Below are 11,861 nucleotides of genomic sequence, written 5' to 3'. Positions count from 1 at the left end.
GCCGCTGCCGCCATCGACGGCGCGCAAGCGCCCCGCCGATCTGACCGTCGACATCGACACCCGCATGGAGTTCGACGGCAAGATGGGGCGCGCGGCCAGGCTCGTCAAGCGCGGCCGCGGCACGCTGGTGTTGAACCAGGCGGGCGAGATGCGCAACGGCGTGCATCTCAAGCAGGGGCGTATCGAACTGGGCCATGCAGCGGGACTGGGAGCGGGCAGCCTGGTCATGGACGATGGCAGCGCCATCGACCTGGCCGTCGGCAGCCTGGTCGTTGCCAACGATCTCCATATGCCGGGCAGCGATGATCCGGAAATCAATACCGGCGACCACCATCAGACCTGGGCCGGCGCGATCAGCGGCACGGGCTTTCTGACCAAGCAGGGCACGGGCAGCCTGACGTTGACCAGTGCGGCCAACCGCTACAGCGGCGCGACCGAAGTGGCCCAAGGTACGCTGCAGGCCGGTGGCGTCAATACTTTCAGCGCCGCCTCGGTGCACGGCGTGGCCGCCGCTGCGACCTTGCACCTTGCAGGCTTTGATCAGACGCTGGCCGGCCTGAGCAACCGCGGCACGGTGCAGCTCAGCGCGGCATCGGCAGCGCCGGGCACCGTATTGAGGCTCACCGGACCGTATGTGGGCCAGGGCGGTGAACTGGCCGTCGCGGCCAGCGCCGATGCCAGTGACCGCATGCTGCTCAGCGGCGCGGCGGCCGTGGCCAGCGGAAACACCACCGTGCGCATCACCAATGTGGGGGATCTGGGCGTGGCGACCACGGGCAGCGGCATTGAAGTGATCGCCACCGAAGACGGTGCGCGCCTCGAGCCCGAAGCTTTTTCGCTGGCCGGCGGCCATGTGGATGCGGGTGCCTATGAATACCGCCTGCACCAGACTGAGCAGGGCGCAAGCCTGCAGTCGGCCTATCGCGCGGAAGTTCCGCTGCTCGCGGCGCTGCCGGCACAACTGCGCCAGGCCGACCTGGACATGCTGGGCGACATGCACCAGCGCCTGGGCGACGCACCCGGCAATGCCGGCAATGACCGCCGCGCCTGGGGGCGCCTGCTGCGCACCGCGCCCCGCATCCGCCAGCAAGGCGCGGTGAGCCCGCAAAGCAGCGGCCATCTCGAGGGCTTTCAGACCGGGCTGGACCTGTATGCGGGCAGCAGCGCCAACGCCGGCTTCTATCTGGGTCAGCTCAAGGGTCACATGCGTGTCAACGGCCTGGCCAGTACTGCCCTCGACAAGCACGCAGGAGCGAACCGCCTGCACGGCCGTTACCTGGGCCTGTATGCGAGCTGGCGGGGCGATAGCGGAATGTATGCCGACACCGTGCTCCAGTGGGCCGACCATCGCAGCCATTCGCATGCGCAGGAAAGCCAGGCCCAGACCAAGGGCCGCAGCCGGCTCGCATCGCTCGAAGTGGGCCAGCCCTTGGGGCTGGACAGCCGCTGGCAGATCGAACCCCAGGCGCAGTTGGTGTACCGCCAGCTGCGCCTCGATGACACGGCCTTGCGCCATGCGGCGGTGCAGCACAAGACGCCCGGCGACTGGACGCTGCGCGTGGGCGCGCGCATCAAGGGCAGCTTCGTGACCAGCGCCGGCGTGCTCCAACCCTACGGCAGCGTCAATGTCTACAAGGCCAGCAGCACTGCGGATGTCGCCCGCTTCGTGGTGCCCGCGGCGACCACCGACATCCAGACCCGCGGCGGTCACATCGGCACGGCGCTGGCGGCCGGCGCAACGCTGCAGGTCAACCCGCGTACCAGCTTCTACGGCGAGCTGAGCCACCATTGGGCCAATGGCGGAAATGCGCGGGTCGGCAGCGGGGTGCAGGCCAGTGCAGGCGTGAAGCTGCGCTGGTGACAGCGCCGCCCCGGCCCCGGCCGCTGTCACAAGAGACATGTCAACTTGTCACGAGGCCGTCATAAAAGGTTTCTAAAGTCACGCACATCACAGTTTTTTCCAACCTGAGAGGTGCGTTCATGAAGTGGTCCGTGATTCAAATTCTGGTGGCTGGTGTTGTAGCTGGCTCCGGCGTGGGCACAGCCTTCGCTCAGCAAGAAGCCACCGGCGCCGGCGCCAGCTTCCCCGCACCGCTGTATTCCAAGTGGGCGGCTGATTACAACAAGGCCACGGGCGTCAAGATCAACTACCAATCGGTGGGTTCGAGCGCCGGTCTCAAGCAGATCGAAGCCAAGACCGTTGACTTCGGCGCTTCGGACGAGCCGCTCAAGGACGACGAACTGGCCAAGAAGGGCCTGGTCCAGTTCCCCACCGTGATCGGCGGCATCATCCCCGTGGTCAACATCGCCGGCATCAAGCCCGGCGAACTCAAGCTGACCGGCAAGGTGCTGGGCGACATCTACCTGGGCAAGATCAGCAAGTGGAACGATGCCGCCATCGTCGCGCTCAACCCCGGCGTGAAGCTGCCCGACGCGACCATCGCTCCCGTGCGCCGCGCCGACGGTTCGGGCACGACCTTCGGCTTCACCAACTACCTGAGCGCAGTGAATGCCGAGTGGAAGGAAAAAGTCGGCGAAGGCAAGGCCGTGAACTGGCCCACGGGCGCGGGTGGCAAGGGCAATGAAGGCGTCGCCGCCTTCGTCGGCCGCCTGCCCAACTCCATCGGCTACGTCGAGTACGCCTATGTGAAGCAGAACAAGATGACCTACGCGCTGCTGCAAAACCGCGACGGCAACTTCGTCTCGCCCGATGACACGTCGTTCAAGGCCGCTGCCGCCGGCGCCGACTGGACCAAGAGCTTCTACCAGATCCTGGGCAACCAGCCTGGCAAGGATGCCTGGCCCATCACTTCGGCCACGTTCATCGTGATGCACAAGGTGCAGGACAAGCCCGCGCAAGCCGCCGCTTCGCTGAAGTTCTTCGACTGGGCCTACAAGTCGGGCGATGCCACGGCCAGCGGCCTGGACTATGTGCCCATGCCCGAGCAAGTGAAGAAAGTGATCTACAAGGCCTGGGCCGAGATCAAGGACTCTTCCGGTAACACCATCGCTGTAAAGTAAGCGTACCGATGGCGGTGCACCCTGCGTGCACCGCCTTTTCGGTGCTTGTGTGATGAACCTATTTTGAAGAGGCGCTCAGCGTGTCCACTCCATCGACTGCCCGTCCGATGCCTGCGTCCGTAAAGACTGCAGCCACACCACGCGGCCCAACACCCCGCCGCCTGAACGCCCTGTCCGGCGCCTGGGCAGACCGCGGCTTTGCCTGGCTCGCGCGCGCCGCGGCCGTGCTGACCCTGGGTCTGCTCGCCGCCATCCTGGGCTCGCTGCTGGTCGGCGCCTGGCCCGCGATCCGTGAATACGGACTGGGATTCTTCACCAGCAGTGTCTGGGACCCCGTGCAGAACCAGTACGGCGGACTGGTGATGATCTACGGCACGCTGGCCACCTCGATCATCGCGCTGGTGATTGCCGTGCCCGTGAGCTTCGGCATCGCGCTGTTCCTGACCGAACTCTCCCCGGCCTGGCTCAAGCGCCCGCTGGGAACGGCCATCGAACTGCTGGCCGCCGTGCCGTCCATCGTCTACGGCATGTGGGGCCTGATGGTTTTCGGCCCCGTGCTCGCCACCTACGTGCAGATGCCGCTGCAGTCGCTGTTTGCGGGCGTGCCTTATCTCGAAGCTTTCGTGTCCGGCCCGCCCGTGGGCATAGGCATTCTGTCGGCCGGCATCATTCTGGCCATCATGGTCATTCCGTTCATCGCCTCGGTGATGCGCGATGTGTTCGAAGTCACGCCGGCCCTGCTCAAGGAGTCGGCCTACGGCCTGGGTGCGACCACCTGGGAAGTGGTCTGGAAAGTCGTGCTGCCCTACACCAAGACCGGTGTGCTTGGCGGCGTGATGCTGGGCCTGGGACGCGCGCTGGGCGAGACCATGGCCGTCACGTTCGTGATCGGCAACATGAACCAGCTCAACTCGCTGTCGGTGTTTGAAGCCGCCAACAGCATCACCTCGGCGCTGGCCAACGAGTTTGCCGAAGCCGGCGAAGGCCTGCACCAGGCCTCGCTGATCTATCTGGGACTGATCCTGTTCTTCATCACCTTCGTGGTGCTGTCGATGTCCAAGGTGCTGCTGTCCCGCCTGCAGAAGAATGAAGGAACCCGCTCATGAGCCAGACCCCTGTGAACGGCACGGCCCAACGGGTCCTGCAGGCGGCCGAACTGGCCGCCCAGCGCCAGGCACGCTATGCCTCGCGCAAGCGTGTCAACCAGGTCGCGCTGACGCTGGCGCTGGCCGCGATGGCCTTCGGCCTGTTCTGGCTGATCTGGATCCTGTGGGAAACCATCCGTCTGGGCCTGGGTGGCCTGAACCTGATGCTTTTCACCGACATGACGCCGCCGCCCAACGAAGCCGGCGGCCTGGCCAATGCCATCGTCGGCTCGCTGATCATGGTGACCATGGCGACGCTGATAGGCACGCCCATCGGCATCCTGGCCGGCGTGTATCTGGCCGAGTACGAGCAGCGCGGCTGGCTCGCGCGCACCACGCGCTTTGTCAACGACATCCTGCTGTCCGCGCCCAGCATCGTGATCGGCCTGTTTGTCTATGCCGTGGTCGTGGCCCAGCTCAGGAGCTTCTCCGGCATCGCCGGTGTGGTGGCACTGGCGCTGATCGTGATTCCGGTGGTGATCCGCACCACCGAGAACATGCTGATGCTGGTGCCCTCGAGCCTGCGCGAAGCCGCCTACGCACTGGGCACGCCCAAGTGGAAAGTCATCATGATGGTCACGCTGCGTGCCGCGCGCGCCGGTGTGATCACCGGCGTGCTGCTGGCCGTGGCGCGGATCGCGGGTGAGACCGCGCCGCTGCTGTTCACCGCGCTGAACAACCAGTTCTGGAACGCCGACCTGAGCAAGCCCATGGCGAGCCTGCCGGTGACCATCTTCAAGTTTGCAATGAGCCCGTACGAGAACTGGCAGCAGCTGGCCTGGGCCGGCGTCTTCCTGATCACCGTGGCCGTGCTGGGTCTCAATATCCTGGCGCGTGTGCTCACGCGCCAAAAATAAGGCAAGGTAACTTCCCATGTCGACCACTCTTTCTCCCGTTTCCGCGCTGTCGTCCAAGCTGACGGTGCGCAACCTCAATTTCTACTACGGCAAGTTCCACGCCCTCAAGGGCATCAACCTGGACATTCCCGAGAAGAAAGTCACGGCCTTCATCGGTCCTTCGGGCTGCGGCAAGTCGACGCTGCTGCGCACGTTCAACCGCATGTACGAGCTCTATCCCGACCAGCGCGCGCAGGGCGAAATCCTGCTCGATGGCGAGAACCTGCTGACCAGCAAGCAGGACGTGGCGCTGATTCGCGCCAAGATCGGCATGGTCTTTCAGAAGCCCACACCGTTTCCGATGTCGATCTACGACAACATCGCGTTTGGCGTCAAACTGTTCGAGCGTCTGAGCGCCACCGACATGGACGACCGCGTCGAATGGGCGCTGCGCAAGGCCGCGCTGTGGAACGAAGTCAAGGACAAGCTGCAGCAAAGCGGCTCGGGCCTGTCGGGCGGTCAGCAGCAGCGCCTGTGCATCGCGCGCGGCATTGCAATCAAGCCCGAAGTGCTGCTGCTCGACGAACCCTGCTCGGCGCTGGACCCGATCTCTACGGCGAAGATCGAGGAGCTGATTGCCGAGCTGAAGAACGACTACACGGTGGTGATCGTCACGCACAACATGCAGCAGGCAGCGCGCTGCAGCGACTACACCGCCTATATGTACCTGGGCGACTTGATGGAATTCGGTGAAACCGAGCAGATGTTCTTCAAGCCCCAGCGCAAGGAAACCGAGGATTACATCACTGGCCGTTTCGGCTGAGGAGACAGGCAACATGACAGAAAAACACCTCTCGTCGCAGTTCGACTCCGAACTCAACCGCATCTCCTCGCGCGTGATGGAGCTCGGCGGCATGGTCGAGTCGCAGATCCGCCTGGCCATCTATTCGCTGGCCGAGTTCAGCGTCGAAGCCGCCGAACAGGTCGATGCGGCCGAGCAGCGTATCAATGCGATGGAAGTCGAGATCGACCACGAGCTGTCGTCGATCATCGCCCGGCGCCAGCCCACGGCGCGCGACCTGCGCCTGCTGATCGCGTTCTCCAAGGCCACGGCCAACCTCGAGCGCATGGGCGACGAGGCGCACAAGATGTCGCGCATGGTGCGCTCCATCGTCAGCAGCGGCTCGGCGCGGGTCCTGCCCTCGAACGAGCTGCGCGTGGCCGCCGACCTCGCGTCGGGCCTGCTGCGCAAGACGCTGGACGCGCTCGCGCGCCTGGACACCAAGGCCGCGGTCGCCATCCTCAAGGAAGACGACCAGATCGACCAGGAATTCGACGGCTTCGTGCGCAAGCTCATCACCTACATGATGGAAGATCCGCGCACCATCTCGGCCAGCCTGGACCTGCTGTTCCTGGCCAAGGCCATCGAGCGCATAGGCGACCACTCGAAGAACCTGGCGGAACTGATCATTTACCTGGTGGAAGGCAAGGACGTGCGCCACCAGACCATGGCCGCCATTGAATCGGCCGTGCTCTAAGCCAGAAAGACGACAGGGATGAAAAAACTGCCCTTGGTCCTCATTGTCGAGGACGAGCCCGCGATTGCCGAGTTGATTGCGGTCAATCTGCGGCACAACGGCTTCCAACCCATCTGGGCGGAAGACGGCATCTCGGCGCAGCGCGAGCTCGACGCCGTGCTGCCCGACGTGATCCTGCTGGACTGGATGTTGCCCGGCACCAGCGGCATCGCGCTGGCGCGCAAGTGGCGCGCCGACGCGCGCACCAAGCCCGTGCCCATTCTGATGCTCACGGCCCGGGGCGACGAGCCCGACAAGGTCGCGGGCCTGGACGCGGGCGCCGACGATTACATCACCAAGCCGTTCTCCACCCAGGAACTGCTGGCGCGCATCCGCGCCGTGCTGCGCCGCCGTGCTCCCGAGCAGCTGCAGGACCAGGTCAGCGCGGGCGCCCTGGTGCTCGACGCCGCGGCCCACCGCGTGAGCTACAGCGGCGAGCCGCTCAAGCTCGGACCCACCGAATTCAAGCTGCTGCATTACTTCATGAAGCACCCGGAGCGCGTGCACAGCCGCTCGCAACTGCTCGACAAGGTCTGGGGCGACCATGTGTTCATCGAGGAGCGCACAGTCGACGTGCATGTCAAGCGCCTGCGCGAGGCGCTGGGCGAAGCCAGCGGCCTGGTCGAGACCGTGCGCGGTGCGGGTTATCGGCTGAGCCTGCCAGCGCAGGTCTGAGAACTGGAAACTGGCGCAGCGCATGCGCCAGGGGCGCGCGGCCGGACATCCCGGGTCGGCGCAGCAAAAGGCGAAAAATATGGTGTGGCGTAGTTTCTGGTTTCTGGGGATGCAACTGCTCGGGGGCACAGCGGGCTGGTGGCTGGGCAATCTGCCGGGTGCGCTGATCGGTGTGCTGGCGGGCAGCTGGCTCTGGCTCGCGCAGGACAGCTGGAGTGCGTCGCGGCTGTTGTCCTGGCTGCGCAGCTCGGAACTTGCGAATGCGCCCGCGCAGCGCGGTCTCTGGGGCGAGATCGGTCAGCGCGCGCGCCGCTGGCTGCGCCTGCAGAGCCAGCGCACCCAGGCCAGCGACGAGCGTCTCAACGACATGCTGTCGGCGCTGCAGGCCAGCCCCAACGGCGTGGTGCTGCTCGACGAAGAGGGCCGCATCGAATGGTGCAACCAGATCTCCAACACGCAGTTCGGCTTCGACGCGGCGCGCGACCGCATGCAGAACATCGGCAACCTGGTGCGCGACCCGTCATTCAGCCACTATCTGCACACCCAGGACTTCAGCCACGATCTGATACTGCAAGGCCGCGACAGCACGCCCGGACGGCCGGTGCGCCTGTCGGTGCAGCTCTATCCCTATGGCGATGGCCGGCGCCTGCTGCTGGCGCGCGACGTCACGGCGCAGGAGCAGGCCGAAGCCATGCGCCGCGACTTCGTCGCCAATGTCTCGCATGAAATCCGCACGCCGCTCACGGTGCTGGTCGGCTTTGTCGAAACGCTGCAGACGCTGCAGCTGCCCGACGAGGAGCGCGCACGCTATCTGACGCTGATGGCCCAGCAGTCGGCGCGCATGCAGCATCTGGTCGAGGATCTGCTGGCGCTGTCGCGCCTCGAAGGCAGTCCGTTGCCGGGCTTCTCGCAGTGGACTTCGGTCGCGCTGCTGCTGCGCCAATGCGAAGACGAGGCGCGCGGGCTGTCGGTGGCCCTGACGCGGGCGCAGAACCGGCCCCATGTGATTGAATTTCCCGATTCCCCGCCGGGCGCGGCGCTGGGCGATATCGCCGGCGCGGCGACCGAGCTGCAAAGCGCGTTTTCCAACCTGCTGGCCAATGCGCTGCGCTACACGCCGGCCGGCGGCCGCGTGGTGGTGCGCTGGGAAAAGAACGCCGATGGCAGCGCCACCTTCTCGGTGCAGGACGCAGGCCCGGGCATAGACCCGGCGCACCTGTCGCGGCTGACCGAGCGCTTCTACCGCGTGGACCGCAGCCGCTCGCGCGACACCGGCGGCACGGGCCTGGGCCTGGCCATCGTCAAGCATGTGCTGCAGCGCCATGGCGCGACGCTGGCCGTGCGCAGCACCGTGGGCAGCGGTTCGGTGTTTTCCGTCACTTTCCCCGCGCAGCGCCTGCGCCAGGCACCGGTGCTGGGCGCGGCCGAAACCGCGTCATGACGCGGCCGGCACGCTGTATCTGCGCAGCGTGCGCCACAGCAGAGCGCTGAAGGCCAGGGCGGTCACGCCCAGCGCCAGCGCGCTCATGGCCCAGAACGGCGCGGGCGTTGGTGCGCCGCTCCAGGGGCCAATGCCGCCATAGGCCAGCCCGTAGCCGCCGGTCAGGCCTACGCCCCACAGCAGCACGCAATAGGTCAGCAACGGCAGCACCGTGATGCGGTAGCAGCGCAGCACGAAGATGCAAAAGCACTGCACGGCATCGGCCGCCTGATAAAGCGCAACCCACAGCAGCAGCGCAGCGGCCAGCGCGGCGACCGCGGGGTCGTTGGTATAGACCGAAGCCAGCCAATGCCGGCCCAGCAGCAGCACGCCGCCGAGCAGCAGGCCCAGCAGCGCCGCGAGGCGCCAGCCCAGCAGCGCCAGCCGGCGCGCGTTTTCCTCATTGCCCGCGCCGCGCCACCAGCTCACGCGCGCGCTGCAGGCAATGGCCAGCGACAGCGGCACCATGTAGCAGACCGCGGCCAGGTTGGCGGCGATCTGGTGGCTGGCCGCGGCGAGATTGCCCTGGCGCGCGACGAACAGCGCGACCAGCGTGAACGAAGTGATTTCCACCAGGATTGCCATGCCCGCGGGCACGCCCAGACGCAGGAACTGGCCGATCTGGGCCCAGTCCGGGCGCTCCATGCGCTGCCACAGTTGCAGCGGCACATACAGCGACTGGGTGCGCATCAGCCACAGTCCCACGCCCAGCAGCGTGTAGTTGACGATCAGCGTCGCCCAGGCGCAACCGGCCACGCCCAGCGCGGGCAGGCCGGCGCCGCCAAAGGTGAGCCAGATCGACAGCGGCAGCTTGAGCGCCAGCGCACCGACCTGCAGCCAGGTCACTAGCTGGGGCCGGCCCAGCGACTGGTTGAGCGTGCTGTAGATGCGAAACAGCATCGCGGGCGGCAGGCCCCAGGCGAGGATGGTCAGATAGTTGCGAACGTCGGCCTTCAAGGCCTCGGGCACATCGGTCCAGCGCAGTACCGCCTCGGGCGACAGCAGCACGGTCATGCCGACCACGCAGATGCCCAGGCACAGATACAGCGACTGGCGCAGCGAGCGGCCCATGGCCGGCAACCGGCCCGCGCCGCGCTGCTCGGACCACAGCGGCAGCAGCGCCTGCAGAATGCCCATCAGCGAGATGTAGACGCTGACGAACACCGCCGAGCCCACCGACAGCGCGGCCAGCGCCGCGGGCGAGTAGCGGCCGGCGACGATGGTGTCGGTCACGCCGAACGCCATGATGGCCAGCTGGCCCGCGAGCACGGTGAGTGCGTGGCGGGCAATGGTCGAAAGTTCGGACTTCATCGACCGGGGCGCTTGCGCAGCAGTATCAGTTGATCGTTCTTGACGGTGGGTCGCGCGATGCGCGCCACGGGCTGCCAGCCGCGCTGCAGCGCGCGGTCCTGGGTCGCGTCCCACATCTGCGCGTCGGCCACCAGCCAGTCGCACGGCCGGCGGTCTTCGCTGATGGTGGAGATCTGCGTGGTCGCGACCCGGCCGTGGAATTCCAGGCCGGTCAGCTGCGCGCGGCTCAGGCCGTAGGTGGCGACGCAGCGCGGCGCCGGCTCGCCGATCGCGGCCATGACCTGCTGGATCTGGGGTGCGTAGCTGCGCGCGTAGTCGAGCAGCGGCAGCCACAGCGTCATCAGCAGCAGCCAGCCCAGCGTTGCGCCGCCGGCGGGCAGCACCAGCGTCTTCCAGATGGCCGCGCGATTGCGCGAAGTGCGCCAGACCACCAGCGCGCACCAGGCCACGCTGGCCGTGAGCGCGACGATGAACGCCAGCAGCGAGAATTCGGGAACGAAGCCCGGAGCGAGCTTGGCGACGTTGGCCGCGGGCTTGGCGGGCACGCCGGTCTGCATGGAAATCCAGATCACCCAGATGGCGATGGCCGACACGCTGAAGAAGATCAGCGTGAACCAGTCGATCAGCGCGCCTATGCTGCGGCGCAGCGTGGGCAGCGCGAATGCGGCCAGTGTGGCGATGGCCGGCAGGCCGGGCAGCAGCGCACGGTCTGCGGGCTGGGTCAACACGGCGGCGATGAAGGCCAGCCCGGCAAACCAGATCGGCAGCACCAGATGGCGATGGCGCATGGGGTGGGCAATCTGCCGGCGCCAGCGCCACAGCGTCCACAAGGCCAGCGGCCAGGCGGGCCAGCTGAACCAGGCGAGCAGGCGCAGCAGGCTGGCCCATTCAGGGCTGTCCAGCGGCGGCAGCGCGATGCGCCATTGCCACAGGTCCAGCGCCGTGGCCAGCAGGCCGGCAAGCGCCGTGCTCGCGAGCCAGGCCAGGCTCCAGCCGCGCGCCGCGCAGGTGGCTTCGGCGGGCGGCGAAAACCAGGCCAGGGCCGCGCAGCCCAGGCCCATCAGCACCGCCATCGCGGGCGCGCCGCTGAGCACCAGGCCGGCCATTCCCAGCAGCATCGCCGCGGCCGGGGCGCTGCGGCGGTAGGGCATGGCGGCGGCGGCGAAAAAGACCAGCGTGGTGCAGGCCAGCTGCGTCACATAGCTGGTGGTCTCGTGTGACAGCTGGGCCAGGCCCAGGCAGGCGATCAGTGCCAGCAGGCCGCCATCGGCCATGGCGCGCGCGTAGTCGATGGGGTTGGCTTCGCCGCCGAACGCAAACGCCACGGGCTGGGCGCCGGGGCTGCGCGCGAGGCAGTACACGCCCCACCAGGTCGCGGCCATGGCCACCAGCAGCAGCAGCATGAAAGGCAGGCGCACGGCCATTTCCGCGGGCATCGCGGCCGGCGCCAGCTGCAGCGCCCAGGCGCCCAGCCAGTAGGGCAGAAGGCCATCGGGCTGGGGCACCATGCCGGCGAGCAGAGGTGACATCCATTCGGTGCGGCCCTCGAACAGCGCGAGCATGTAGCCGAAGGCCGTGATGTCGGTGTTTCTCCAGGGCGCGCGACCGACGAAGCCCGGCACGACATAGGCCAGGCACAGCAGGACCAGCGCCCAGCGCGGCAGGGTGCGCACGGCCTGTTGTGAAACGATGGCGGGGGTAGGTTGGTTCACGCGGAGAAGGACATCAAGGGAAATGGCAAGAATACGCGAACCCGGGCCGATTTTTCGGGCGCAGGTGTCCGGTCATGGCCGTCGCGTCGGGTGCGGGCAAAGAA

10 protein-coding genes are annotated in these 11,861 nt (G+C 67.0%); 8 read left to right on the top strand and 2 right to left on the bottom strand.

Translation table 11 applies throughout. From position 1 onward, the window contains the following. The 8 genes from RR928_RS04895 to phoR form a co-directional block, all read left to right on the top strand. The coding region (locus RR928_RS04895; RefSeq protein WP_332681634.1) for an autotransporter family protein at positions 1-1,861 on the top strand (1,861 nt) is incomplete at its 5' end. Between the two features lie 119 nt (positions 1,862-1,980). Further along, positions 1,981-3,021: a phosphate ABC transporter substrate-binding protein PstS gene (gene pstS, locus RR928_RS04890; RefSeq protein ID WP_332536079.1), complete on the top strand. Its 1,041-nt coding sequence runs from the start codon at positions 1,981-1,983 to the stop codon at positions 3,019-3,021. A 107-nt stretch (positions 3,022-3,128) separates the two neighbouring features. Next, entirely contained in the window at positions 3,129-4,127 is a 999-nt protein-coding gene (pstC, locus tag RR928_RS04885; RefSeq protein ID WP_332536077.1) for a phosphate ABC transporter permease subunit PstC, read from the top strand. Next, complete coding sequence (gene pstA, locus RR928_RS04880) at positions 4,124-5,023, top strand: phosphate ABC transporter permease PstA (RefSeq protein WP_332536075.1); 900 nt, start codon at positions 4,124-4,126, stop codon at positions 5,021-5,023. The genes pstC and pstA overlap by 4 nt, the downstream gene beginning before the upstream one ends. Positions 5,024-5,039: 16 nt before the next feature. Beyond that, positions 5,040-5,825, top strand: a complete 786-nt coding sequence (gene pstB / locus RR928_RS04875; RefSeq protein WP_332536073.1) for a phosphate ABC transporter ATP-binding protein PstB — start codon at positions 5,040-5,042, stop codon at positions 5,823-5,825. A 13-nt stretch (positions 5,826-5,838) separates the two neighbouring features. Beyond that, on the top strand, positions 5,839-6,540 hold the full coding sequence (phoU, locus tag RR928_RS04870) for a phosphate signaling complex protein PhoU (RefSeq protein ID WP_332536072.1): 702 nt from the start codon (positions 5,839-5,841) through the stop codon (positions 6,538-6,540). A gap of 18 nt (positions 6,541-6,558) precedes the next feature. After that, on the top strand, positions 6,559-7,254 hold the full coding sequence (gene phoB, locus RR928_RS04865; protein ID WP_332536071.1) for a phosphate regulon transcriptional regulator PhoB: 696 nt from the start codon (positions 6,559-6,561) through the stop codon (positions 7,252-7,254). 79 nt (positions 7,255-7,333) lie between these two features. Continuing rightward, a complete protein-coding gene (gene phoR / locus RR928_RS04860; RefSeq protein ID WP_332536070.1) occupies positions 7,334-8,695 on the top strand; it encodes a phosphate regulon sensor histidine kinase PhoR in 1,362 nt (453 codons plus the stop codon). Here phoR and RR928_RS04855 read toward each other — a convergent pair. Next, positions 8,690-10,045, bottom strand: coding sequence for an MATE family efflux transporter (locus RR928_RS04855; protein WP_332536069.1), 1,356 nt, complete (start codon positions 10,043-10,045; stop codon positions 8,690-8,692). The two genes, phoR and RR928_RS04855, sit on opposite strands and share 6 nt — an antisense overlap. Further along, a complete protein-coding gene (locus RR928_RS04850; RefSeq protein ID WP_332536068.1) occupies positions 10,042-11,757 on the bottom strand; it encodes a hypothetical protein in 1,716 nt (571 codons plus the stop codon). Before RR928_RS04850 ends, RR928_RS04855 begins: the two co-directional genes overlap by 4 nt. Positions 11,758-11,861 lie beyond the last annotated feature (104 nt).

It is taken from the genome of Comamonas sp. (genome assembly GCF_036666375.1).
Classification (GTDB): domain Bacteria; phylum Pseudomonadota; class Gammaproteobacteria; order Burkholderiales; family Burkholderiaceae_C; genus Comamonas.
Note: the sequence above shows the minus strand (reverse complement) of the source record. Positions and strands in the feature narration are given on the sequence as shown.